The sequence below is a fragment of the Streptomyces sp. NPDC049585 genome, from assembly GCF_040675615.1.
Lineage (GTDB): Bacteria > Actinomycetota > Actinomycetes > Streptomycetales > Streptomycetaceae > Streptomyces > Streptomyces luteosporeus.
This window is the reverse complement of the sequence record NZ_JBFAPE010000020.1, coordinates 100,420-125,878: the sequence shown is the minus strand read 5'-3', so window position 1 is coordinate 125,878 and position 25,459 is coordinate 100,420. Positions and strand designations below refer to the sequence as shown.

Sequence of the window (25,459 nt, the reverse complement as noted above, 5' to 3'; positions counted from 1 at the left end):
GTGCCGCGCTTCGCCCCCGGCGCGTCGACTGCAGGCCGTCGCTGGCTGATCGCGCAGTTCCCCGCGCCCCTACGGGGCACTGCATGATCCGCCGGGCACGGCCTAGTCGGCCAGTGCCTTGCCGACCCGCCGGGAGACCGTGAACGCGTACAGGTCCAGCACCCCCGGCGGCTCGGCCAGGCCCGGTCCGCCGGCGCGGACCCAGGCGGCTATGTCCTCCAGCGCCCCGTCGTCGTTGACCAGCCCCAGCCACACCGGCCTGCCGCCCGCGGCCCGGCCGGCGGCCGACGGCTGGACGACGACCACGTTGGCCTGTTCGCACACGTCCAGGCACTCCGACGCCCGCACCGGGGCCGCCCCGTCCAGGGCGGTCCGCAGGCGGGCGATCTGCCCGGCGTGGTCGACGCCGGGCACCTTGGACTCGACACCGCAGCAGCAGCCGCGGCAGACCGTGATCCGGCAGGGGGCGGGCGCGGGGCGACGAGCGCCGTCAGTGATCATCGGGTGATCATACGGAAGCGCCCGCCGCCTGCGGGAGCCCTCAGTGCTGCTCTTCGGCCGCCACCGGCTTGGGGATGAGGAAGGACGTGGCCAGCGCCGCGACCATGATCGCCACACCGGCCACCATGCCGGCCACGTAGCCGCCGGCCGAGGTGGCGTCCGAGGGCACCAGCGCCGTCTTCACCGCGTACAGCGCGGCGAAGCTCAGCCCCGCGCCCAGGTTGAAGGCACCCGCGTTCAGGCCGGGCAGGAAGCCCGGGTTCTCCTTCGGGGAGTGCACCACGCCCAGGCCGTTGAGCACGATGTTGGCCACGCCCGCGTAGGTGATGCCGACCAGGACCGAGGTCGCCAGCAGCAGCACGCGCGAGTGCGCCGGGATCGTGACGATCATCAGCACGACGGAGGCCGCGGAGCCGACCAGGCCCAGGCGCAGCACGCGCCCGTAGCCGAAGGTCGCCGCCAGGCGGCCCGCGACCGGGCCCATGGCCAGACCGGCGAGCGCGTACGGGGTCAGCGTCCACCAGGCCGACTGCTCGGCGGACATGCCCAGACCCGCCTGCGCGTCCTGCGCGAACGCCGGGATCAGGCCGTTCATGACGGCGAACACGCCCGTCATGGTCAGCACGGTGGTCAGCAGCGTCGCCCAGGTGGCGCGGCGCCGCAGGTGCGCGGTGGCCACCAGCGGGTGCGCCGAGCGGTCCTCGGTGCGCCAGAACAGGCCGAAGGCGACCGCGGCGATCGCGGTCAGGCCGCCCACCAGCGCCCAGTTCGCGGCGCCGAGCTTGCCGGCCTCGTTGAGCGCCACGAGCAGGGCGCCGACCGAGACGACCAGCAGGGCGACGCCCGGCCAGTCCATCCGGTGCGAGCCGGCGACCTTCGACTCCGGGGTGAAGAACGCCACCAGGGCGGTCGCGATCACGGCCACCGCGGCCATGGCCCAGAAGACGGCCTGGAAGCCGTGCTTGTCGGCCAGGAAGCCGCCGGCCAGCGAGTCCACGCCGGCCACGCCGCCGTTGACCGCGGTGATCACGCCCAGCAGCGTGCCGTACCGCTTGGGCTCCTTGATCTCGACGCGCAGCATGATCAGGCACAGCGGCACGACCGGGCCGGAGGCGCCCTGGATCACCCGGCCGGCGAAGAGCATCGGCACGTTGGTCGCGAACGCGGCCACGACACAGCCGACCGCCATCAGGGCCAGCATGCCGGTCAGTACCTTGCGGCGGCCGACGAGGTCGCCCAGGCGCGGCAGGAAGAGGGAGAACAGGGCCGCCGACGTGAAGAACGCGGTCTGGGTCAGACCGATCTCGGCGGAGCTCGCGCCCAGCTCGTCCTCGATGCTCTTCAGCGCGGGGCTGAGCATGCTGGCGTTGAGCTGGAAGGCGACACAGGCCGCGAGGAGGGCGGTGACCAGCACGCCCACACGGACGGGACGGCGGTCGGACAGGGAGCGGACCGAAGTGCGCTCGGAGTGCTCGGAGCGCTCGGAGAGAGAAACGTTCATGCCTTGACGTGCGGTGTGGGGGATTGCCGAAGGACGCGGCGCACGACCGCGCACACACAGAAAAACCCCAGCTCAGCTGGGGTTTTCGGTGAGTGTCCGAGGGGGGACTTGAACCCCCACGCCCGATAAAGGGCACTAGCACCTCAAGCTAGCGCGTCTGCCATTCCGCCACCCGGACCAGGTGTCTGTCTCTGCGGGGCGTTCCCCGCGGCGACATGGAAAACAATACCAAACATTCGCGGGTGCCCGATCACCCCTCCTGCCCAGTGATCGTTCCGCTGATCGTCACGGGCGCATGTCGGGCTCATTGCGGCCTTGGGCGCGGGCGGCCCGCGAGGGAGGATGGCCGGTGCACCCATGCCGGCGCCCCGGCCACGAGCGCGCGGCGCCGGACGCGAAATACGAGGAGGCAGCGTGAGCCAGTCGAAGCCGGCCGCGGGGGCGGCGATCCGCGGCGAGGACGAGGTCGTCGACCTGTGCCGGGACCTGATCCGGATCGACACCAGCAACTACGGCGACCACTCCGGTCCTGGCGAGCGGCGGGCGGCGGAGTACGTGGCCGAGAAGCTCGCCGAGGTCGGCCTGGAGCCGCAGATCATCGAGTCCCACCCCGGCCGGGCCTCGACCGTCGCGCGCATCGAGGGCACCGACCCCTCGCGGCCCGCCCTGCTCATCCACGGCCACACCGACGTCGTGCCCGCCGACGCGGGCGACTGGACGCACCACCCCTTCTCCGGCGAGATCGCCGACGGCTGTGTATGGGGGCGCGGCGCGGTCGACATGAAGGACATGGACGCCATGACCCTCGCGGTCGTCCGCGACCGCCTGCGCTCCGGCCGCCGGCCCTCCCGCGACATCGTGCTCGCCTTCCTCGCCGACGAGGAGGCCGGCGGCGTCTTCGGCGCCCGGCACCTGGTCGACAACCACCGCGACCTGTTCGACGGGGTGACCGAGGCGATCGGCGAGGTCGGCGGCTTCTCCTTCACGGTCAACGAGGACCTGCGGCTGTATCTGATCGAGACCGCCCAGAAGGGCATGCACTGGATGCGGCTGACCGTGGACGGCACCGCCGGCCACGGCTCGATGACCAACAAGGACAACGCGATCACCGAGCTGTGCGAGGCGGTCGCCCGGCTGGGCCGGCACGAGTTCCCGGTGCGCGTGACCAAGACCGTACGGGCGTTCCTCGACGAGCTCTCCGACGCGCTCGGCATCCCGCTCGACCCCGAGGACATGGAGACCACACTCGCCACGCTCGGCGGCATCGCCAAGATGATCGGCACCACGCTGCGCAACAGCGCGGCCCCGACGATGCTGGGCGCCGGCTACAAGGTCAACGTCATCCCCGGGCAGGCCACGGCCCACGTCGACGGCCGGTTCCTGCCGGGCTACGAGGAGGAGTTCCTCGCCGACCTCGACCGCATCCTCGGCCCCCGCGTCCGGCGCGAGGACGTGCACGCCGACAAGGCGCTGGAGACCAGCTTCGACGGCCGGCTCGTCGAGGCCATGCAGTCCTCGCTGCGGGCCGAGGACCCCATCGCCCGCGCCGTGCCCTACATGCTCTCCGGCGGCACGGACGCCAAGTCCTTCGACGACCTGGGCATTCGCTGCTTCGGCTTCGCGCCGCTGCAGCTGCCGCCCGAGCTGGACTTCGCCGGAATGTTCCACGGCGTCGACGAGCGGGTGCCCGTCGACGGCCTGAAATTCGGGGTGCGCGTGCTCGACCGCTTCCTCGACGCGTGCTGAAATCCCCCGCGTTCGCCCACCCTTGCCACTTTCTTAACCGGAAAGAGTGAACGCTTGGGCGCGTACGTAGCCGGATTACCTCCTCATCGTTACAGGTGTGCGGTCCGCGGCTGGGATCGCATTGCCAACAAGGAGGAATCCATGCTCAAGAAGGTCGTCGCCGCTGCGGCTGCCACCAGTGGTCTCGTTCTCGCCGGCGCGGGTGTTGCCGCCGCCAGCAGCGGGGCCCAGGCGGTGTCCACGCACAACCCCGGCGTCGTCTCGGGCAACGTCGTGCAGGTCCCGGTCGAGGTCCCGGTGAACGTGTGCGGCAACACGATCAACGTCGTCGGGCTGCTGAACCCCGCCACCGGCAACGTCTGCGTCAACAAGTGACGTCCCTGTCGGAATCGACGCGGGATTGAACCAGGGTGGCTCCGGAGCGCACGGCTGGTGCTCCGGAGCCACCGGGCTTTTCGACTGAGCATTCCGTTGCGCGGGTAGGGATCGGCGCAATGGAGGCAAAAACAAAAGGGGCAAGACGACAATGCGACAGGTCACCAAGAAGGGCCTGATCACGGCTGCGGCGGCGAGCGGGGTCCTCGCCGCAGTGACCGGCAGCTACGCGCAGGCGGACTCGGGTGCGGGCGCCGTGGCGACGCACAACCCGGGTATCGCGTCCGGGAACACGGTGCAGGTGCCGGTCACGGTTCCGGTCAACGCCTGCGGCAACACCGTCAACGTGGTGGGGCTGCTGAACTCGGCGACGGGCAACACCTGCGTCAACGGCGGGGGCGGCCACGCCACCCACGGCGGTCACGGCGGCGGACACGGCAGCGGCAGCGGTCACGGCGGGGCGCAGGCGGGCGCGAAGAACACCGACTCGCCCGGCATCGGCTCCGGCAACACCGTGCAGGCGCCGATCAGCATCCCGGTGAACGCCTGCGGCAACAGCGTGGACGTGGTGGGCATCGGCAACCCGGCCAACGGCAACACCTGTGTCAACGACGGCCAGGGCGGCGGGCACGACCACCAGCCGCCGCACGGCGACAAGCCCGGTCACCCGGGCGGGCACCACCCCGGCGGTCACCACAACCCGCCCGGCGAGAAGCCCGGTCACCAGCCGCCGGCCGGTGGCGAGCACCACGGCCCCGGTGGGCACCCGCAGAAGCCGGGCGGCCACACGGGCACCCCGGCGACGGAGGTGAAGGGCGCCCACCGCGAGGCGGAGGTCCTCGCCGAGCACCGCCCGGCGACGGTCGCCCAGCAGGCCGCCGAGCTCGCGCACACCGGTGCGGGCCAGATCGGCGCGGCCGCCGCGGCCAGCGCGGCGCTGCTGGCCGGCGGCGCGGTGCTCTACCGCCGCGCCCGCGGCTCCCAGGGCTGACGACCCCGGAGCACGGTCGCACGGACACACCACAAAGGAGCGGGCCCCGCCGCCGCGGGGCCCGCTCCACTGTCGTGCCGTCGGCACGCCCCCCGGTGCCCCCCTGTCGTCACTCGTCCGCCGTCACTCGTCCGCCGTCAGTCGGTGCGGATCGGTCCTTCACCAGGTGGCACGGATCTGGCGGATGATCCGGCGCCGCAGCCGCACCCGTCGGCTGCCGTCCGGAAACAGGCGTAGTCGGTCCAACTCCCAGTGTCCGTACTCGGCATGGTCCGTCAGCAAGCGTGTGGCGGCGCCGCGGGAGACCCCTCGGGGCACATACACATCGCAGAATTCGTATTCCGGCATCGCATCTATTGTGCGGGAACGGGCCCGGTGCGGATAGCGTCTGCACTATGTCTGATGCTGCGCAGCCGACCGCTGCCGAGGTACGCGCCGCCGCCGAGGCGGTCAAAGCCGCTCTGGACCGTCACCTCGAGGCCATCGAACGCCGATCGGGGGAGGACGACCCGGCCGTCTACGCCGCGTTCAACGAGCTGGCCGCGACAGCCGAGGCGTACGACGAGCTGCTCTACGACGCCTACGACGAGGTCACCCCGTTCGAGATCCCCGGCGACGAGGCCCTGCCCGCCTACGCCGGCCCCGAGGAGCCCAGCGCGCTCAGCGTGCTCATCCGCAGGGACTACGCCGTGGTCGAGCCGCAGCGGCTGCTCGCCCAGGCCCGGCGCGTCGCCGACCTCGACCCCGACGCCGGCGAGGACGTGAGCCGGGGCGCGGCCGCCGCCGGAACCACGGCGGACCTGGTCGGCAGCAGCGTGCACGCGGCCCTGGGAGTGATCTTCGGCGAGTACGAGCCGGACGAAATCGCCTCCCGGCACAAGGAATTCGGCCTGGAGGAGGGCGACTCCACGCTCTGGGTCGCGGCCGCCGACGAACCCAGCGACCCGGGGGAGTGGCTCTCGGCGCCGTTCGACGAGGCCGACCCGCAGCGGGTCGTGTGCCGCTTCGACGTCAGCGCCGTCTTCGACGAGGAACTCGACGGCGAGGACGACGACACCGACGGGCGCGGCGACGACGAGGGCGGCGACGACGAGGACGACGGCGACGACGGGGACGACGACCTGGAGGTCGTGCGCGGGAAGGGGCGCTGAGCCCCTTCCCGCGCACGCCGGCCGGGCAGGATCACCCGGCGGTGCGCGTCTGCGCCTCCAGCAGCCCCCGCAGCCGGGTGGTCCGCTCCTTCGCCGGCACCTCCGCCACCGCCCGGGGCAGCGCCTGATCCACGCCGTGCACCACCGACAGGTGTCGCTCCCCGCGGCCGAAGGCCGTGTACACCCAGGACCGGGTCAGGCCCTGCGCCGCATCGCCCGGCAGCACGACCACGGCCGCGGGCCAGCGCGCACCGGCCGCCTGGTGGGCGGTCACGGCCCAGCCGTGCCGCACCTCCTGCGCCACCCGCCCGGGCGGCACGACCACAGGCTCTCCGCCGCACTCCAGCCGCAGGCCGTCCGTATCCGCCCCGACCACGGTGCCGGGCACCATGCGGCCGGGCGCCGGCACGTACACGACGCGGTCGCCGGGGTCGAAGCCGCCGAAGCGGCCCGGCCCGGGGTTCAGCCGCTCCTTCAGTGCCGCATTGAGCGCCCGGGTGCCGGCCGGGCCGCCATGGCCCGGAGTGATCACCTGCGTGTCCTGCGGGGGCACGCCGATCGCCCGCGGGATCGAGTCCGCCACGAGCTGCACCGTACGGTGCACGGCCTCCGCCGGCTCGCGCACGGGCACGATCACGACCTCCTTGCCGGGCGCCTCCACCTGGGCGAGCTCGCCCACGCCGATGCCCGAGACCAGCTCCCCGAGGGGGCCCGGATCGGGGGTGCGCGAGACCACCGCCGGACAGGCGCGGGCCGCCACGACGTCCGCGAAGACCCGGCCGGGGCCCGCCGACCACAGCACGCCGGGATCACCGCTGAGCACCAGGCGGGTGCCGTCCGCCAGCGACTCCACCAGCAGGGCGGCCGTCTCCACGTCCAGCTGCGGGGCGTCCAGCACGGCCAGGACGTCCAGGGCGAGCGCGCCGTCCTCGTCCCGGCCGGGCCCCTCCTGCCCGGACAGCAGCCCGGCCACGGTCACGGCGTCGGCCACGCCCAGGCCGGCGAGGCGGCGCCGGCCGTCCTCGGTGTGCGCCGCCGCCCAGGCCCGCAGGCCCAGGCCGGCCGCGGCCGCGACCAGCGCGGCGGGCTCGGCCCGGGCGGCCTCCCCGCCGCTGTGCGTCACCAGGCCGTGGCCGGCCGCCGCGCGGATCAGGTCCGCGGCGGAAGGCGAGGGGGCGGCGGCTGCCGCGGTCTCCCAGTCGCCCTCCGCCTCGGTGGGGGCGGCCGTGACCAGCCGGGCCAGCCCGTCGGCGAGGCTCTCCTCCGCCATCGCGTACCGGTCCAGCCCGAGGAGCAGCCGTACGGGCGCCTCCTGCGCCTCCTCCTCTTCGTCCCCCTCCCGGAACACCAGGACGGTGCCCTCGGCAACGGCACTCTGCAGCGCCGCGTCCACGTCCGGAACGGACCGCTTGGCCAGCTCGGCGCGCAGCGCCGAGGACTCGAGCGCCGTGTGCCCGGCAAGGGCCGCACGCTCCAGCAGCCACACGACCAGCGCGCGGGCGCGCCGCTCGTCGTCGGGCCCGCATGCGTCGCCCAGCAGCGCCCGGGCGAACCCGTCCGCCTGCTCCGGCCGCACACCCGGCACGGCGAGCAGCCGCCAGGGGTCCTCGCGCAGCTCGTCGGCGGCCTGCTCGCCGAGGGCCTCGGCGACGGCCCCCGCCAGCTGCGCGGGCGCCCCGCCGGCGGCGAGCACCTCGGTCAGCCCGGCACTCGGCACGACGCGCGCCGCGGGTCGCTCCGCGGCCGGGCGGGGCTGGGACTGTGGCTGGGGCTGAGGTTTTGGCTTGGGCCGGGGCGCGGCCTTGCGCTCGTTGAAGAACGAATCGGCGGACCGCTCCCCGCTCTCCACGGCCCGCACGGCAGCGGCAAGCGCCTCGGCAACGGCCGACCGCTTGGACGCGGCGCCCTGCGCCTGGGGGGCGGCCTGCTCGTCGCCGGCGGTGGCCGCCTGCGCCTGCGGTGCGCCCTGCTCCTCGCCGGAGCCCGCACCCGCCGCGGTACGCGGCGCCGCGGGCTCGTCGGAGTGCGCCCCCGGCGCGTGTTGCGCGGCCTGCTCCCCCTCGGCATCCCCGGCACTGCCGCGCAAAGGGCCGCCCGACGCCGGGTCGACCACGTCGGGCCCGGGCCCCGCGGCCGGCTCGGCATCCGGCGCCGCCGGGCGGTCGGCCGGCTCGTCGCCGGCCCCGGCCGGCATCGCGCCGCCCGCACCGGGCTCCGCGGCGGCCTCGGCCGCGCCCGTGCCCGGGGTGCCGGGGTGTGCCGCGCCCCCGGCAGTGCTCGTGCCGGGCCCTGCGTCGCCCTCGATGGACGGCACCTCGGGCCCGGGCCCCGCGGCCGAATCGGCACCCGGCGCCGTTGGGGGCTGGGCCGGCTCCGCGGACGGCGGCGTCGGGTCCGGGCCCGGAGGGGCGGGGTCTGCCGGGGCCCCCGCCGGGGGCGCCGTGGCGTCGGGCGTGCGGGGGTCGGTCACAGCGTGCTCCAGTCCTGGTCCGGGTAGCGGTGCACGGGCGCCGACACGTCGTCGAGCGCCTGGCAGATCTCGTGCGGAAGCGTAAGGGTCTCCACTGACAATGCCGCCCTGAGCTGCTGCGCCGTGCGGGCGCCGACGATGGGGGCGACGACTCCGGGCCGGTCGCGCACCCATGCCAGGGCGACCTGGAGGCAGGTCGTGGCGAGGCCGTCGGCCGCGGTCCGGACGGCGTCCACGACGCCGCGCGCCCTCTCGTCGAGGTACGGGGCGACGAACGGTGCCAGGCGTTCGGAGGCGCCGCGCGAGTCGGCGGGGGTCGCGTGCCGGTACTTGCCGGTGAGCACGCCGCGCCCCAGGGGGGAGGAGGGCAGGAGGCCCACGCCCAGGTCGAGCGCGGCCGGCAGCACTTCGCGCTCGATGCCGCGCTGCAGCAGGGAGTACTCCATCTGCGTACAGGCCAGCCGGGTGCGCCCGCCGGGTACGGCCAGCTGCCAGGTGGCGGCCTTGGCGAGCTGCCAGCCGCAGAAGTTGGAGACGCCCGCGTAGCGGGCGCGACCGCTGGCGACCGCGAGGTCGACGGCGTGCAGCGTCTCCTCCAGCGGGGTGTGCGGGTCGAAGGCGTGGACCTGCCATATGTCCACGTGGTCGGTGCCGAGCCGGGCCAGGGAGGCGTCGAGGGCCGCGAGCAGGTGGCCGCGGGAGCAGTCCACGCGCCGCTCGGGGTCCGCCACGCTGCCGGCCTTGGTGGCGATGACCACGTCGTCGCGGGGCACGAGATCGCCGAGGAGCCGGCCGAGGAGGAGTTCGGCGCGCCCGTCGGCGTAGACGTCCGCGGTGTCGACGAGGCTGCCGCCGGCCTCCCAGAACGTCCGCAGTTGCTCGGCCGCGTCGTGTTCGCCCGTGTCCCGGCCCCAGGTGAGTGTGCCGAGCCCGAGCCGGGAGACCCGTAGCCCCGTGCGGCCGAGGTGCCTGTGTTCCATGACCGCCGAGAGTATCGGTGACGTACCAGGGGTCGGCGCGCTAGAGTCCGCCCGACAACGACGTTACTGACGAGTAAGGGGTGCGGCATGCGGCTCGGTATCAACCTCGGTTACTGGGGAGCCGGGATGGACGCGGACAACCTCGCGGTCGCCCGCGAGGCCGACCGGCTGGGTTACGCGGTGTGCTGGGCCGCCGAGGCCTACGGCTCGGACGCCGCCACCGTGCTGGCCTGGGTCGCCGCGCAGACCGAGCGCATCGACGTCGGCTCGGCCATCTTCCAGATCCCGGCCCGCACGCCCACCATGACGGCGATGACGGCCGCCACGCTCGACTCGCTCTCCGGCGGCCGCTTCCGCCTGGGCCTCGGCGTGTCCGGGCCGCAGGTCTCCGAGGGCTGGTACGGGGTGAAGTTCGACAAGCCGCTCGCCCGCACCCGCGAGTACGTCGAGATCATCCGCAAGGCCATGTCGCGCGAGCGCGTGACCCACGACGGCGACCACTGGACCCTGCCCCTGCCCGGCGGCCCCGGCAAGCCCATCAAGCTCACCGTGCACCCGGTGCGCGAGCGCATCCCGCTGTACATCGCCGCCATCGGCCCGAAGAACCTGGAGCAGACCGGCGAGATCGCCGACGGCGCTCTCGTGATCTTCTACGCCCCCGAGCACGCCGAGGAGACCACCCTCGCGCCGCTGCGCGCGGGCCGCGAGAAGGCCGGCAAGACGATGGACGGGTTCGACGTCGTGCCGACCGTGCCCATCGCTCTCGGCGACGACGTCGACGCCCTGGCCGACCTCTTCCGCCCGTACACCGCCCTGTACGTCGGCGGCATGGGCAGCCCCAAGCAGAACTTCTACAACAAGCTGGCGAGCCGCATGGGCTACGAGAAGGAGGCCGCGGAGATCCAGCAGAAGTACCTCTCCGGCGACAAGCAGGGCGCCGCCGCGGCCGTGCCGCGCTCGCTCATCGACTCCACCACCCTGCTCGGCTCCGTCGAGCGGATCGCCGACCGCATGCAGGCCTACGCGGACGCCGGCGTGACCACGCTCTCCCTCGCGCCCGCCGGCCTGACCCTGGACGAGCGCCTGGCCACCCTGCGCGCCGGCGTCCAGGCCCTGGAGCTGGCCGGTCTGGCCTAGGGGGTGTCCGGCGGATCGTCGTCACGCGCCACCACGGCGCCCCGTAAGGGGCGCGGGGAACTGCGCGACAAGCCACGACGTGCCCGCAGTCGGCCCCTCGGGGTGGTGTGTCAGCTGCGGGCCGTCGCTGGCCGATCGCGCAGTTCCCCGCGCCCCTGACGGGGCACTGCATGATCCGCCGGACACGGCCTAGTCGGCCGGATGCGGCAAGGGTGTGAGGGTGATGCCCGGCCGCACCGAGGCGAGCACCTCCGCGACAGTCGCGCCGATCTCCTCCGTGTGCCCCGCGTCCTCGCCGGGGCAGCCGAGGACGACGAGGAGCGCCTCGTGGTCGCCCTCGCCGACCTGGCGCTCGGCGGAGTCGCAGTCGCGGCGGCCCAGCCAGGCGAAGGGCTCCAGGGCCCCGCCGGGGGCCGGTACGCCGTAGACCAGGTCGCCGGCCGGGACGGGCCGGGAGCGGGAGGTGAAGGCCGGCACGATCCGTTCGCCGCCGGTGGCGCGGGCGACGACGAGGTCGCGGCCGTCGTCCTCGGGCAGCAGCCGGTGCAGGCCGATGCCGGCGCCGTGCCGCAGCGTCGCCACGCTCACCGCGTCGACGACGGCGCCGTGGGAGCGCCAGCCGCGCGTGGCGACCACGGTCCGCAGGCGCTCGCCGGCCGGGACGACCTCGGGGTGGCCGAGGCCGGCGAGGAGTTTGCGGTACCCCTCGGGCAGCGGGGCCTGCGCGTCGTACGCGGCGGCCACCTGCTCGGCGGTGAGCCCCTCGCCGCCGAGCAGCGGGGCGTCGGCGGTCAGTCGCCAGGCGCGCGAATGGTGCAGGCCCAGGGCGCGGGCGTCCGGTGAGACGAGTAGTTCCATGCGATTTGCTCCTCTTTGACGAGCTTTGTTCACTCGACCGATCGTGTCGCGGCACATCCCGAGGAATGCATGCGGCCGGGCGCATGGCGATACGCGCACACCATGGCCGCATACACCGTCATGACCACAGGGGGAGACTGGCGTGTCCGAGCACCTCGGTCAACGACAGGACGAGATCCGCGCGCTGATCGGCGACTGGTTACGCAGCGACCGGTTCAGCTGCCTGGCGGGAAAGGCCGCCCTGCGCAGGGACTTGATCACCTATGCGATGCCCGGCCCCCTGGGCGCCGCGGAGACGACTGCCGCGCTGCACCGGGCACTTGAGGGCTACGTCGCCGAACAGCTCGGTCCCGAGGAGAACTTCGCCACCTTCATCGCCGTCTTCGACGGGCCCTCCGGGCTCTCCGAGGAGCAGTTCGAGGCGACCCTGTGGCAACAACTGTCGGATCTGCATGCGATCGACCGGAAGCGCTACGCATGGGCCCCGGACGCGGACCCCGACCCCGAGTCCCCGCGCTTCGCCTTCAGCGTCGCCGGACACCCCTTCTTCGTCGTCGGCATGCACGACGGGGCCTCGCGGATCACGCGCCGCTCCCCGCTCACCGCCCTGGCCTTCAACTCGCACCACCAGTTCGAGCGGTTGAAGCAGAACGGTGTATACAGCGGCCTCCAGCGCCGCATCCGTCAGCGCGAGATGCGCCTGCAGCAGTCGGTCAATCCGAATCTGGACGAGTTCGGCCTGTCCTCGGAGGCCCGGCAGTACTCGGGGCGCACGGCCGAACCGAGGTGGACCTGCCCTTTCCGGCCGGTGGCGGAGAACCGCTGAACGGACGGCCCCCGCCGGGCCGGCGTTTCGTTCCGGCCATTCTCCCGAATTCCTTTGCGGACAAGGGAGTTGGCCGGGGAACGGCGCCCCGGGGAAGAAGTGCCTGGTAGGTGCAGCGGATTCCGGCCATCGAGCAACTCTCAAGCGCAACACACCTGTTGACTGTGTGATCCGAGTCATAACGAGGCCGCGTAACAGCGTGGCAACCTGGCGCGGCGGCAGCGACGCCGGCCCGGCCCCAGTGGCGGCACGTCCGGCGTGCCGCGCCGCGTCATGCCCTGTTTCCTCAGCACAACGAGCAAGTCCTGCACCGGCGTTCGCCGATCATCGCACGACGAGACATCCAGCGGGCGGCCCCGGCTTGAGGGAACGCCCGCCTTCCGCTCGGGGGAGCCCCATGAACGACGACCGGCGTTTTCGCGTGGTGATCAACGACGAGGAGCAGTACTCCGTCTGGCCCGCGGACGGCGACCTTCCGGCGGGCTGGCGGGCCGAGGGCTTCGAGGGCCCCAAGCAGGAGTGCCTGGCCCACATCGACACCGTGTGGACCGACATGCGCCCGGCGAGCCTGCGCCGCCGCACCGCGGCGTCCACCTCTTGATGCGGCACCGCCCCGTACGGCACCGCCCGATTTCGCACCGCCCCATTTCGCATCGCCCGGTTTCGCACCACCTGATCCCGCGCCACCCGATGCGGCACCGCCCTATCCCGCAGCGTGCGCCGCGGGCCCTGGCCCGCGCGTGGCCGCGGAGTCGACAGCGACACGAGTGACGGGAGCGCCGCCTGCCGGCGTCCCGTCGTGAAAGGACATTGTGAGCAGCCCCGCCGTGCGTCACCTGATCTCCACGAGGGACCTGACCGACTCCGATCTGCGCTCCCTCGTCGAGCGGGGTGCCGCGTTCTCCCGTGGCTCCGTCCGCTCGGGGGACCAGCTCTCCGGGCTGGTCGCCGGCGTCCTCTTCCTGAAGACGTCGACCCGCACCCGTACGTCCTTCTCCGCCGCGGCCCTTCGGCTCGGCGCGAAGCTCATCTCCTACGGCCCCGACGACCTGCAGACCAACAGCGGGGAGACCCTGGAGGACACCGCCGAGGTGCTCTCCCGGATGCTGGACCTGCTCGTGGTGCGCAGTGCGGGCGACCCGGCCGACCTGCGGGCGTTCGCCGCGCAGTCGCGGATGGCCGTGATCAACGCGATGACCGCCGACGAGCACCCGACCCAGGCGATCGCCGACCTGACCACCCTGCTGTGCCGCTTCGGCACCCTGGAGGGTCTGCGGGTCTGTTACGTGGGCGAGGGCAACAACACCGCCGCGGCCCTGGCGCTGACGCTCAGCCGCTTCAAGGGTGTCCGGCTGGAGCTGCGGACGCCGCCCGGCTACGGACTGGCGCCCGCGACCATGCGGCAGGCGCTGTTGAACGCGGAGGCCAGTGGGGCGCAGGTGACCGAACTGCACTCCATGGACACCGCACCGGCCGGCTTCGACGTCATCTACACGACCCGGTGGCAGACCACGGGCACCAGCAAGGCGGACCCGAACTGGCGCAAGGTCTTCGCACCGTTCCAGGTGACCACCGCGCTGTGGGACGCGAGCCCCGACGCCGTGTTCCTGCACGACCTGCCCGCCCACCGGGGCGAGGACGTCACCGCCGAGGTCCTGGACGGCCCCAAGAGCCTGGCCTTCGACCAGTCCGAGAACAAGATGTACGCGGCGATGGCCGTCCTGGAATGGTGCGCCGGCGCGCGCTGACGATCCGGCGCCGAGCGCCGGGGGACCACACCACAGCGGGGGAATCGCACACGTGAACACGATGTCCGCCACCGAGCCCACGGCCGTCCGGGCGGAATGGAACGACACCGCCCGCGAGGGGCTGCGCACGACCCTTCCGGAGCTGTTCGAAACGCAGGTCCGGCGCGTCCCCGACCGCACGGCCGTCGTCCACGACCGCACGGCCCTGACCTACCGGGAGCTCAACGAGCGCGCCAACCGGCTGGCGCGGGTCCTGGTGGCCCGCGGCGCCGGGCCCGAGCAACTGGTGGCCGTGGCGACGCCGCGCTCCGCCGGGACGCTCGTCGCCAACCTGGCGGTGTCGAAGGCCGGCGCGGCCTGGGTGCCGGTCGACCCGGAGTACCCGCCGGCCCGCATCGCCGCGCTGCTGGCGTCCGCGGCGCCCCACCTCGTCCTGACCACCGCCGCCGCGGCGGACGGGCTGCCGGAGGGCCCCGGACGGATCGTCCTCGACGACCCGGACGTCGCGGCGCTGATCGCCGGGCAGCCCGGCCACGACCTGACGGACGCCGAACGGCTCGCCCGGCTCGACGCGGACCACGCGGCGTACGTCATCCACACCTCCGGATCGACGGGCAGGCCCAAGGGCGTGGTGGTGACGCACGCCGGCCTGGCGAGTCTGGCGGTCGACCACATCGAGCGCTTCGGGATCACCGAGGGCGACGGCGTGCTGCAGTTCGCCTCGTTCAGCTTCGACTGCTCGGTCGGCGACATGCTGATGGCGCTGGCCTCCGGCTCGGCCCTCGTCGTCAGGCCGGGGGACTGCCTGTCCGGGGAGGAGCTGGGCGCCCTGATCGACCGGGCCGGCGCCACCCACGTGACCATCCCGCCCCAGGTGCTCGCCGCCCTGCCGCCCGCCGCGTACCCGACGCTGCGCACCATCGCCACCGCCGGCGACGTGTGCTCCGGCAAGCTGGTGGACCAATGGGCCCCGGGGCGGCGGATGTTCAACGCCTACGGCCCCACCGAGGCCACCGTGGACGCGGTGGCCACGGAGGTCACGGCGGGCACGGCCGTCCCGCCGATCGGCCGGCCCGTGGTGAACACCCGGGCGTACGTGCTCGACGAGGACCTCAAGCCAGTGCCGGTCGGCGAGGAGGGCGAGCTGTTCCTCGCCGGCGCCGGGCTCGCCCGGGGCTACCTGCGCCAGCCCGGCCTGACGGCCGAGCGGTTCGTGCCCTGTCCCTTCGGGGCGCCCGGCGAGCGGATGTACCGCACGGGCGACCTCGCCGTGTGGCGGCCGGACGGGAACCTGGAGTTCCGGGGCCGGGTCGACGAGCAGGTCAAGATCCGCGGCTTCCGCATCGAGCCCGGCGAGGTCGAGGCCGCGCTCGGCGCCCACTCCGGCGTCGCCGACAGCGTGGTCGTCGCCCGCGAGGACCAGCCGGGCGGCAAGCGCCTGGTCGCGTACGTCGTCCCCCGGGAGGGGGCCGCGCCGGAGCCCGCCGCGCTGCGCCGCCACCTGGCCGGGCTGCTGCCCGACCACCTCGTGCCCAGCGCGGTCGTCGTCCTGGACGCCTTCCCGCTGAGCCGCAACGGGAAGCTGGACCGCGCCGCCCTGCCCGCCCCCGACCTGTCCGCCGCCGTCTCCGCACGGGCGCCGCGCACCCCCCGCGAGGACCTGCTGTGCGGCCTGTTCGCCGAGGTGCTGGGCCTGGACCGGGTCGGCCCCGACGACGCGTTCTTCGACCTGGGCGGCGACAGCGTGCTGGCCATCCGGCTCGCGGCGCGGGTCCGCGAGGCGGGCTGGGTGCTCTCCCCCAAGGACGTGTTCACCCACCAGCGGGCCGAGGCGCTGGCCGGGCTCCTGGCACCGGCACCGGAGCCGGAGCCGGCCGGGACGACCGGGGGCGACGCCACGGGTGGGGCGCCGCTGCTGGAGCTGAGCCAGGACGACATCGACGATCTCACAGGGGAATGGACAGATGAGCTCTGACAGCCGGAAGCCGGCCATCCTGCCGCTGGCCCCGCTGCAGGAGGGGATGCTGTTCCTCTCCCTGTTCGACCGGCAGACCGTCGGTGTCTACATGCCGCAGATGGTGGTCGAGCTCGAAGGACACGTCGAGACGCCGGTCCTGGAAACCGCCGTCCGCGCCCTGACCGAGCGGCACGCCAACCTGCGCGCCTGCTTCCGTACGGCGAAGAAGCAGGGCACCCCGGTGCAGCTGATCCCGCCCACGGTGGAGGTGCCGCTGCGGGAGTTCGACCTGTCCGGGCTGCCGGAGGAGGCGCGCGAGGCCGAGCTCGACCGGCTGATGGCCGAGGACCAGGCGGTCCCCTTCGACCTGGCCAGGCCGCCGCTGCTGCGCTTCACGCTGATCCGGCGCACCGCCACGCGCTGGCGCCTGGTGATGACGCACCACCACATCCTGCTGGACGGCTGGTCCATTCCGCCGCTGCTCGACGAGCTGCTCACCCTTTACCGGCAGCAGGGGGACGCCGCGGGCCTGCCCCCGGTCGTGCCGTACGAGAACTACCTGCGCTGGCTGGCCGCCCAGGACCGCGACGTCGCGCGCGACGCCTGGCGGCGCTCGCTCGCGGGCGTGGAGGGCCCCACCCTGGTCGCCCCCGCGGCGACCGGAGTGCAGACCACGGCGCCCCGCACCCTGGAGAGGGGCCTGGGCGAGGAGGTGACGGCGGCGCTGACCGCCCGGGCGCGCGGCAGCAGACTCACCCTGAACACCGTCGTCCAGGGCGCGTGGGGGATGGTCCTCTCCCGCCTCACCGGCCGCGACGACGTGCTCTTCGGCGTCACCGTCTCCAGCCGCCCGGAGGCGGTCGAGGGCGTCGACCGGATCATCGGCCTGCTGATCAACACCCTGCCGGCCCGCCTGCGGGTCGACTCCTCGGCCCCGCTGGCCGAGCTGCTGCGCGGCCTGCAGAACGAGCAGGCGGAACTGCTGCCCCACCACAACCTCGGCCTCACCGAGATCCAGCAACTCGTCGGCTCCGGCCCTCTGTTCGACACCCTGATGGTGTTCCAGAACTACCCCGAGCGGTCCCGGGAGGCCGGCGGGGACTTGCGGATCGTCGACGCGTACGACATCGACGCCACCCACTACCCGCTCAGCCTGACCGTGCTCCCCGGCGCGGACCTGCGGCTGCGGCTGGAGTACCGCACCGACGCGTTCGACGCGGACACCGCCGAACGCGTCCTGGACTGGCTGGTGCGGCTGCTCGGGGCGTTCGCGCAGGACCCCGCCCGGCCGCTGTCCTCCGTCGACCTGCTGGGCCCGGCCGAGCGGCACCGCGTCCTGGTGGAGTGGAACGACACCGCGCACCCGGTGCCCGCCACCACGCTGCCGGAGCTGTTCGAGGCGCAGGCGGCCCGCACGCCCGACGCCGTGGCCACCGTGTTCGCCGGCGAGGCGCTGACCTTCGCCGAGCTCAACGAGCGGGCCAACCGGCTGGCCCGGGTGCTGGTCGCCCGGGGCGCAGGCGCCGAGCGGCTGGTCGGCCTCTCGCTGCGGCACTCCCCCGGGATGATGGCCGCCGTCCTGGCGATCCAGAAGGCCGGCGCGGCGTACGTGCCCATCGACCCCGACTACCCCGCCTCCCGCATCGCCCACCTGGTGACCGACGCGGCCCCCGTGCTGGTCGTCACCTCCGCCGAGCACGCCGCGGCCCTGCCGGAGGGCACCGGGCTGCTCCTCCTGGACGACCCCGAGGTCGCGAAGGCGGCCGCCGCCCACCCGGGGACGAACCTCACCGACGCCGAGCGGGCCGCACCGCTCGACCCCGCGCACGCCGCCTACGTCATCTACACCTCCGGCTCGACCGGCGTCCCCAAGGGCGTGGTGGTCGAGCACCGCAACGCCGTCAACCTCTTCCACAACCACCGCGCCGCCTACTTCGGGCCCGCTGCCCGGGGGGCCGGTGCAAAGCGGCTGCGCATGGCGCTGGCCTCGTCGATCTCCTTCGACGCGTCGGTGGCCGGGATGCTGTGGATGCTGGACGGGCACGAGCTGCACCTGGTCGACGAGGTGTGCCGGTACGACCCGGCGGCGTTCGTGCGCTTCGTCGACGAGCACCGCATCGACGTCGTGGACGTCACGCCCTCCTTCGCCGAACAACTGCTGCTCGCCGGGCTGCTGGAGGGCCGCCGGCCCGCGGTGCTGGTCATGGGCGGCGAGGCCATCGGCGAGGCGCTGCTGGCCGAGATCGGCGCGGCGGACGACATGGAGACGTACAACTGCTACGGCCCGACCGAGTGCACCGCCGACGCGACGAGCCCGCAGCGCCTGCGCGGCACCAGCGGGCAGAACATCGGCCGGCCGGTGTGGAACGGCCGGGCCTATGTGCTGGACGCGGACCTGGCCCCCGTCCCGGTGGGCGTCGTCGGCGAGCTGTACATCGCGGGCGCCGGCGTCTCCCGGGGCTACCTGAACCGGCCCGGTCTGACCGCCGACCGGTTCCTGCCCTGCCCGTTCGGTACGGGCGAGCGGATGTACCGCACCGGTGACCTGGCCCGCTGGCTGCCGAACGGCGAGATCGAGTACGTCGGCCGCGCCGACGAACAGGTCAAGATCCGCGGCTTCCGGGTGGAGCTCGGCGAGATCGAAGCCGTGCTGCAGCAGCACCCTGCCGTGGCGCAGACCGTCGTCGTCGCCCGGGACGCCGCAGGCGGCGGCAAGCAGCTGGTCGCCTACGCGGTACCGGCGGCGGGACCCGGCACCGGCACCCTCGCCGCGGAGCTGCGCGCCCACGCGGCGCAGCGGCTGCCGGACTACATGGTGCCGGTCGCCGTCGTCCTGCTGGACGAGCTCCCGCTGACCCCGAACGGCAAGCTCGACCGCGCCGGTCTGCCCGCGCCCGAGCTGACCGGGCAAGCGGCCGGCCGGGCGCCGCGCACCGAGCTGGAGGAGACCCTGTGCGGGCTCTTCACCGAGACGCTCGGCGGCGAGCGGATCGGCATCGACGACAGCTTCTTCGACCTCGGCGGCAACTCGCTGCTGGCCATGCGCCTGGCCTCCCGGGTGCGCACCGTCCTGGACGTCGAACTCCCCGTCCGCACGGTCTTCGAGGCGCCCACCGTCGCCGGCCTCGCCGGGCGCCTGGGCGGCGCCCCGGCCGCCCGGCCGCCGCTGCGGCCCCGGCCGCGCGGCGCGACGGCGCCGGCCTCGTCCGGGCAGCGCCGGCTGTGGTTCCTCGACACGATGGCCCCCGAGCACTCGCCGTACAAGATCCCTCTGGCCGTTCGGCTGGACGGGGAGCTGGACCGCACCGCCCTCGAACGCGCCCTCGCCGACGTCGTGGAACGCCACGAGGTGCTGCGCACCGTCTACCCGGAGCGCGACGGCGAGCCGTACCAGCACGTGCTGCCCGCCGAGCAGGCGGCGCCCGCCCTCGTGGTGTGCGAGGCCACGGAGGCCGGACTGGACGAGGCGCTGCTGGCGGAGGCCTCCCGGCCGTTCCGCCTGCGGGTCGACCCGCCGCTGCGGGCGACGCTGTTCGCGCTGGGCGAGCGTGTGCACGTCCTGCTGCTCGTGGTGCACCACATCGCCGCGGACGGCTGGTCGATGGGCCCACTCGGCCGGGACCTCTCCCGCGCCTACGCGGCGCGCCTGCACGGTGCGGCACCCGGCTGGGAGCCGCTGCCCGTGCAGTACGCCGACTACGCCGCCTGGCAGCTGGAGACGACCGGTTCCGAGGAGACCCCCGGCAGCCTGATGGCCCGGCAGCTGGACCACTGGCGCTCGGCCCTGGCCGGTCTGCCCGAGGAGCTGACCCTGCCCACCGACCGGCCGCGCCCGGCCGCCGGCACCCACCGGGGCGGCGTCGAGCTGTTCACGGTGGACGCCGAGCTGCACGCCGCGCTGGGCGCCCTGGCCGCCGGGCGGCGGGCCAGCCTGTTCATGGTGGTCCAGGCCGCGCTGGCAGCCCTGCTGCACCGGCTCGGTGCCGGATCCGACATACCCATCGGGGCCCCGGTCGCCGGGCGCGCCGACGAGGCGCTGGACGACCTGGTCGGGTTCTTCGTGAACTCCCTCGTGCTGCGCACCGACGTCTCCGGCGACCCGGCCTTCGCCGACCTGCTGGAGCGGGTGCGCGAGGGCGACCTCGCGGCATACGCCCACCAGGACGTGCCGTTCGAACGGCTGGTGGAGGTGCTGGGCCCGCCGCGTGTGCCCGGCCGCAACCCGCTGTTCCAGGTCGAGCTGGGCGTGATGGAAAGCGCCGTGGAGGAGCTCGACTTCCCGGGGCTGACCGCCGCGGTGCTGCCGGTCGGTGCCACCGCCGTCCCCTTCGACCTGTCCTTCGAGCTCACCGCCCGCACGGACGCCTCCGGCCCCGCCGGGATGGCCGGCCGGCTGGACTACAGCACCGAGCTGTTCGACCCGGCGACCGCGCGCGCTCTCGTCGAGCGCCTGCTGGGGGTGCTGCGGCAGGTCGCGGCGGACCCCTCGGTCCCGGTGAGCCGGCTGGACGTCCTCGGCGCGGGCGAACGCGAGCTGCTGCTCACGGAGTTCAACCGCAGCGAGCGCGAGAACGGCCTCGACGACCTGGTGGCCCACGTCCAGCGGATCGCCGCCGAGCGGCCGCGGGCGACCGCGCTCTGCGACGACCGCACGGAGCTCGACTACGCCACCCTCGCGGGCCGGGCCTCCGCGCTCTCCCGCCGCCTGACCGCCGCCGGAGCCGGCCCGGGCACCGTGGTGGCCGTGTGCGCGGCCCGCTCGGTGGCCGTGCCCGTCGCGCTGCTCGGCATCCTCGGCGCGGGCGCCGCGTACCTCCCGCTGGACCCCTCGGGCCCCCTCGCCCGCAACGCCGACATGCTCGCCCGCAGCGGCGCGCGCGTCGTCCTCGCCGACCCCGCGCACGCCGATCGGGCCGGGGAGCTCGCCGCGGCGGCGGGCACCGGCACGGTGCCGGTGCCGGTGCTCGTGCTCGGCGAGGAGTGCGACGCACCGGACGAGCTGGCCGCGCCCGTCGGGCAGCCGGACGACCTGGCGTACGTCCTGTTCACCTCCGGGACCACCGGCCGCCCCAAGGGCGCGATGGTGCACCGCCGGGGCATGGTCAACCACCTGCTCGCCAAGGTGGAGGACCTGGAGCTGACCGCCGACGACAGCGTGCTGCAGAACGCGCCACTGAGCTTCGACATCTCGGTGTGGCAGATGCTGGCCGCCTTCGTGGCCGGCGGGCGCACCCGCGTCGCCGGCGACGACCTGGCGGCCGACCCCGACCTGCTGTTCGGCATGGTCGCCGCAGAGCGCCTCACCGGCGTCGAGGTGGTGCCCTCGCTGCTGCGCACCGCCCTCGACGGCTGGGACGCCACCGGGGACGCGCCGGAACTGCCCGCGCTGCGCTGGCTGATGGTCACCGGCGAGGCACTGCCGCCCGACCTGTGCGCCCGCTGGTTCGCCCGCTATCCGGACATCCCGCTGGTCAACGCCTATGGTCCGACGGAGTGTTCGGACGACGTCACGCACGCGTGGCTGACCCCGCGGACCGCTCCCGGGGCCGGGCAGCGCGTGCCGATCGGGCGCGTCATCCGCAACACGCAGCTGTACGTGCTGGACGAGGCGATGCGGCCGGTCCCGCTGGGCGCCGTCGGCGAGCTGTACGTGGGCGGCACCGGCGTGGGCTACGGCTACCTGGGGGACCCCGCGAAAACGGCGGACGCGTTCGTGCCGGACCCGTTCTCCGGGCTGCCCGGCGCGCGCCTGTACCGGACCGGGGACCAGGCGCGGTACCGGCCGGACGGGCAGCTGGAGTTCCTCGGCCGCAACGACCACCAGGTCAAGATCCGCGGCCAGCGCATCGAGCTCGCCGAGGTGGAGACGGCCCTGCGCGCGGTGGACGGCGTCCGGGACGCCGTCGTGGTCGTCCGCACGGACGCCGCCGGACACAACCGCCTGGTCGGCTACTACACCGGCAGCGCCGTGGCCGACGAGGTGGCGGCGCTGCTCACCGGCGTCCTCACCCCGGCCATGGTGCCCTCGGTGCTGGTGCCCATGGCCGCCCTGCCGCTGAGCGACAACGGCAAGGTCGACCGCAAGCGGCTGCCCGAGCCCGAGCTGCCGGCCGCGGGCGCGGGACGCCCGCCCGCCACCGAGCGGGAGAAGGTCCTGTGCGGCATCTTCGCCGACGTGCTCGGCGTGCCGTCCGTCGGCGTGGACGACGACTTCTTCCAGCTCGGCGGCCACTCGCTGCTGGCCACCCGGGTGGCGACCCGGGTCCGTACGGAGCTGGGGACCCGGCTGCCGGTCCGGCTGCTCTTCGAGGCCCCGACGGTCGCCGCCCTGGCCGCCCGGCTGGGCACCGAGGACCGCGCGGCGGGCCTGGGCGTCCTGCTGCCGCTGCGCCGCACCGGCGAACGGCCCCCGCTGTTCTGCGTCCACCCGGCCAGCGGCCTGGCCTGGCCGTACGCCCGGCTGGCGGGGCTGCTGGAGCCCGGGCGGCCCGTGTACGGCCTGCAGGCGCGCGCCCTCACCCGGCCCGATCTCGCGCCCGCCACGACCGGGGAGATGGCCGCGGACTACGTGACGCAGATCCTCACCGTCCAGGCGGAGGGCCCCTTCCACCTGCTCGGCTGGTCGTGGGGCGGGCGCCTCGCCCACGAGGTGGCGGTGCGGCTGCGGGGGCTCGGCCACGAGGTGGCCCTGCTGGCCGTCCTGGACTCCGAGCCGTCCACCACGGACGTCCGGGTGCCCGGCGAGGAGGAGTTCGTCTCCCACCTGGTGCACGAGGCGGACCTCGACCGCGAAGCGCTCGGGGAGGGTCCGCCGACGCTCGCCGGGCTGCGGCGGGCCCTCGATGCGGCGGGCCCGGCGGCCGGACCGCTCGCCGGGCTGGAGGAGGACACGCTCCGGGCGGTGTACGACACCTTCCGCAACGAGGCCCGCATCGGCCTGGAACCGCCCGCGCAGCCCTACGACGGGGACGTGCTGTTCTTCACCGCGGGCCACGACGCGGCACAGTCGTCCTCGCCGGCCGAGGCATGGAAGCCGTACGTGACCGGCCGGGTCGAGGAGCACGTCGTCGACTGCCGGCACCTGGAGATGCTTGCTCCGAAGCCGCTCGGCGCGATCGCGGCCGTGCTCCGCGAACGCCTCGGTGCCGGCCCTGCCGGCACCGGAGAGGGGCCATCGCAGTGATCTACGAGAAGGCATCCGACGTCGTCCTCGACGACATCTTCCTGCGGCTGCCCGGCTTCCTGCCCGCCGGCGAGGTGTTCCTGAAGCTGGAGGGGCTCAACCCCGCCGGCTCCGTGAAGCTCAAGACCGCCGTCGCCCTCGTCGAGTCGATGGAGCGGGAGGGCACCCTGCGCCCCGGCTCCCGCGTCATCGAGTCCTCGTCCGGCAACCTCGGCGTCGCCCTGTCGGTGGTGTGCGCGGCCAAGGGCTATCCGCTGACGGTGGTGACGGACCCGAACGCCTCCCGCCACTCGCTGCGCGTCATGCGCAGCCTGAGCACCGAGGTGATCGAGGTGACCACCCGGGACGCGCAGGGCGGCTTCCTGAACACCCGGATCACCTACATCCACCGCCGCCTCGCCGAGGACCCGACGCTGGTGTGGCTCAACCAGTACGCCAACCCCGCCGGTGTACGGGCCCACCGCGACCGCACCGCCGCCTCCGTCCACAAGGGGCTGGGCACGGTGGACGCGCTGTTCGTCGGGGCCGGGACCACGGGCACGCTGATGGGCTGCGTCGAGTACTTCGCCGAGCACAGCCCCGGCACCCGGGTCGTCGCCGTGGACGCCGTCGGCTCGGTCACCTTCGGCGGCCCCGCCGCACCCCGCTTCATCCCCGGCCTCGGCACCAGCCGGCGGCCCGAGCTGTTCACCGACGCCGGCGGCTTCGAGAAGCTGCTCGTCGCGGAACCCGACACGGTGGCGATGTGCCGGCGCGTCGCCGAGACGTACGGCCTGCTGGTGGGCGGCTCCACCGGAACCGTACTCGCCGCCGTGCAGCAGCTCGCGCCCACGCTCGCCACCGGCTCCCGGGTGGCCGTCATCTCCCCCGACCTGGGCGACAAGTACATCGACACCGTCTACTCCGACGCCTGGGTCGCCGAGCGCTACACCGGCATCCCCGAACTGGCCGGTCTCGGCCCCACCACCACCAGCAGCCGATAAGGCACCAGCCGACAAAGCACCAGCCGATACAGAGATGAGCTCCATGTCCCACTTCTCCGTCGTGCCCGGCGCGGCCGTCTCCGCGATCCTCGCCGACGCCCACCAGGACGTCCTGCGCATCGTCGCCGACACCTACGTCGCCCACGAGCAGGGGCTCTCGGTGAACCCCGACAGCTACTTCCTGCGCTTCCCCGACAAGCCCAACGCCCGCGTCATCGCCCTGCCCTCGTACCTCGGCGGCGACGTGGACGCCATCGGCATGAAGTGGATCGCCAGCTTCCCCGACAACACCCTGCAGGGGCTGCCGCGCGCCTCGGCGACGCTGCTGATCAACGACTACGCCACCGGCTACCCGGTCGCCTGCCTGGAGGCGGCGGGCATCAGCGCCGTGCGCACCGCCGCCTCCGCCGCCGTCGCGGCGGCCGAACTGCTCCCCACGAGCGGGCCCGTACGGCTCGGTGTCGTGGGCGCCGGCGTCATCGCCCGCACCATCGTCGACTACCTCCACGCCCGCGGCGTGAAGGTCGCGGACGTGCTGGTGCACGACCTGGACCCCACCAGCGCCGGCCACCTGACCGCCCACGCGACGGCCCGCATGGGCGCGCCCGCCGCCACCGGCACGCTCGACGAGGTCCTCGCCCGCGACCTGGTGGTCTTCGCCACCACGGCGGCGACGCCCTACGTGAGCGCGGACACCGCGCTGCGGCCCGGGCAGGTCCTGCTCAACGTCTCCCTGCGCGACCTCGCCCCGGAACTGCTGCTGCGCAGCAACAACGTCGTCGACGACGTCGACCACTGCCTCAAGGCGCAGACCGCGCCCCACCTGGCCGAACAGCTCACCGGCGGCCGCGACTTCATCACCGGCACCCTCGGCGCGCTGCTGCAGGGGAACGTCACCCTCGATGCGGACAGGCCCACCGTCTTCTCCCCGTTCGGCCTGGGCATCCTCGACCTCGCCGTCGGCCACCACGTCCTGCACGAGGCCCGCCGCCGGGGCACCGCCGTCGAGATCCCGGACTTCATCGGCGAGACCAGGCGCTGGTAGCCCGCTG

At 74.1% G+C, this 25,459-nt stretch carries 18 protein-coding genes and 1 tRNA gene; 12 read left to right on the top strand and 7 right to left on the bottom strand.

Features of this window, described 5'->3' with window-relative positions; genetic code table 11:
• Nucleotides 1-102 precede the first annotated feature (102 nt).
• The 3 genes from AB0K17_RS21070 to AB0K17_RS21060 form a co-directional block, all read right to left on the bottom strand.
• Nucleotides 103-501, bottom strand: coding sequence for a (2Fe-2S) ferredoxin domain-containing protein (locus tag AB0K17_RS21070; protein WP_365966351.1), 399 nt, complete (start codon nucleotides 499-501; stop codon nucleotides 103-105).
• A gap of 40 nt (nucleotides 502-541) precedes the next feature.
• A complete protein-coding gene (locus AB0K17_RS21065) occupies nucleotides 542-2,002 on the bottom strand; it encodes an MFS transporter (RefSeq protein ID WP_365983828.1) in 1,461 nt (486 codons plus the stop codon).
• Between the two features lie 93 nt (nucleotides 2,003-2,095).
• Nucleotides 2,096-2,180, bottom strand: a tRNA-Leu gene (locus AB0K17_RS21060).
• A gap of 236 nt (nucleotides 2,181-2,416) precedes the next feature.
• On the opposite strand from AB0K17_RS21060, the gene AB0K17_RS21055 reads away from it, so the two are divergent.
• The 3 genes from AB0K17_RS21055 to AB0K17_RS21045 all read left to right on the top strand — a co-directional run bounded on the left by AB0K17_RS21055 (nucleotide 2,417) and on the right by AB0K17_RS21045 (nucleotide 5,114).
• Nucleotides 2,417-3,748, top strand: a complete 1,332-nt coding sequence (locus AB0K17_RS21055; protein ID WP_365983827.1) for a M20/M25/M40 family metallo-hydrolase — start codon at nucleotides 2,417-2,419, stop codon at nucleotides 3,746-3,748.
• A 141-nt stretch (nucleotides 3,749-3,889) separates the two neighbouring features.
• Entirely contained in the window at nucleotides 3,890-4,123 is a 234-nt protein-coding gene (locus AB0K17_RS21050) for a chaplin (RefSeq protein WP_344437963.1), read from the top strand.
• Nucleotides 4,124-4,274: 151 nt separating this feature from the next.
• Nucleotides 4,275-5,114, top strand: coding sequence for a chaplin (locus tag AB0K17_RS21045; protein ID WP_365983826.1), 840 nt, complete (start codon nucleotides 4,275-4,277; stop codon nucleotides 5,112-5,114).
• A 159-nt stretch (nucleotides 5,115-5,273) separates the two neighbouring features.
• Here the strand turns inward: AB0K17_RS21045 and AB0K17_RS21040 are convergent, their stop codons facing one another.
• Nucleotides 5,274-5,462 (bottom strand): DUF5703 family protein, encoded by a 189-nt coding sequence (locus AB0K17_RS21040; protein WP_365966356.1) that lies wholly within the window; start codon nucleotides 5,460-5,462, stop codon nucleotides 5,274-5,276.
• 47 nt (nucleotides 5,463-5,509) lie between these two features.
• Here AB0K17_RS21040 and AB0K17_RS21035 point away from each other — a divergent pair, with 47 nt between their 5' ends.
• A complete protein-coding gene (locus AB0K17_RS21035) occupies nucleotides 5,510-6,265 on the top strand; it encodes a hypothetical protein (protein ID WP_365966357.1) in 756 nt (251 codons plus the stop codon).
• Nucleotides 6,266-6,296: 31 nt separating this feature from the next.
• On the opposite strand, the gene AB0K17_RS21030 is transcribed toward AB0K17_RS21035, so the two are convergent.
• Nucleotides 6,297-8,459, bottom strand: coding sequence for a helix-hairpin-helix domain-containing protein (locus AB0K17_RS21030; RefSeq protein ID WP_365983834.1), 2,163 nt, complete (start codon nucleotides 8,457-8,459; stop codon nucleotides 6,297-6,299).
• A gap of 272 nt (nucleotides 8,460-8,731) precedes the next feature.
• Complete coding sequence (locus AB0K17_RS21025) at nucleotides 8,732-9,715, bottom strand: aldo/keto reductase (RefSeq protein WP_365966358.1); 984 nt, start codon at nucleotides 9,713-9,715, stop codon at nucleotides 8,732-8,734.
• An 87-nt stretch (nucleotides 9,716-9,802) separates the two neighbouring features.
• Here AB0K17_RS21025 and AB0K17_RS21020 point away from each other — a divergent pair, with 87 nt between their 5' ends.
• Entirely contained in the window at nucleotides 9,803-10,852 is a 1,050-nt protein-coding gene (locus tag AB0K17_RS21020; protein WP_365983825.1) for an LLM class F420-dependent oxidoreductase, read from the top strand.
• 189 nt (nucleotides 10,853-11,041) lie between these two features.
• Here the strand turns inward: AB0K17_RS21020 and AB0K17_RS21015 are convergent, their stop codons facing one another.
• Nucleotides 11,042-11,710, bottom strand: coding sequence for a hypothetical protein (locus AB0K17_RS21015; protein ID WP_365983824.1), 669 nt, complete (start codon nucleotides 11,708-11,710; stop codon nucleotides 11,042-11,044).
• Nucleotides 11,711-11,852: 142 nt separating this feature from the next.
• On the opposite strand from AB0K17_RS21015, the gene gntA reads away from it, so the two are divergent.
• The 7 genes from gntA (at nucleotide 11,853) to sbnB (ending at nucleotide 25,452) form a co-directional block, all read left to right on the top strand.
• Nucleotides 11,853-12,536 (top strand): guanitoxin biosynthesis heme-dependent pre-guanitoxin N-hydroxylase GntA, encoded by a 684-nt coding sequence (gene gntA / locus AB0K17_RS21010; RefSeq protein WP_365983823.1) that lies wholly within the window; start codon nucleotides 11,853-11,855, stop codon nucleotides 12,534-12,536.
• 397 nt (nucleotides 12,537-12,933) lie between these two features.
• Nucleotides 12,934-13,137: an MbtH family NRPS accessory protein gene (locus AB0K17_RS21005; RefSeq protein ID WP_344432542.1), complete on the top strand. Its 204-nt coding sequence runs from the start codon at nucleotides 12,934-12,936 to the stop codon at nucleotides 13,135-13,137.
• Nucleotides 13,138-13,345: 208 nt separating this feature from the next.
• The gene (locus AB0K17_RS21000; RefSeq protein ID WP_365983833.1) at nucleotides 13,346-14,284 is read left to right on the top strand and encodes an ornithine carbamoyltransferase; all 939 of its coding nucleotides are present in this window, start codon (nucleotides 13,346-13,348) and stop codon (nucleotides 14,282-14,284) included.
• 61 nt (nucleotides 14,285-14,345) lie between these two features.
• Nucleotides 14,346-16,259, top strand: coding sequence for a non-ribosomal peptide synthetase (locus AB0K17_RS20995; protein WP_365983832.1), 1,914 nt, complete (start codon nucleotides 14,346-14,348; stop codon nucleotides 16,257-16,259).
• Nucleotides 16,249-23,424, top strand: a complete 7,176-nt coding sequence (locus AB0K17_RS20990; protein ID WP_365983821.1) for an amino acid adenylation domain-containing protein — start codon at nucleotides 16,249-16,251, stop codon at nucleotides 23,422-23,424. The genes AB0K17_RS20995 and AB0K17_RS20990 overlap by 11 nt, the downstream gene beginning before the upstream one ends.
• Entirely contained in the window at nucleotides 23,421-24,407 is a 987-nt protein-coding gene (sbnA, locus tag AB0K17_RS20985) for a 2,3-diaminopropionate biosynthesis protein SbnA (RefSeq protein WP_365983820.1), read from the top strand. Before AB0K17_RS20990 ends, sbnA begins: the two co-directional genes overlap by 4 nt.
• Before the next feature lie 43 nt (nucleotides 24,408-24,450).
• Nucleotides 24,451-25,452, top strand: a complete 1,002-nt coding sequence (sbnB, locus tag AB0K17_RS20980; protein WP_365983830.1) for a 2,3-diaminopropionate biosynthesis protein SbnB — start codon at nucleotides 24,451-24,453, stop codon at nucleotides 25,450-25,452.
• Nucleotides 25,453-25,459 lie beyond the last annotated feature (7 nt).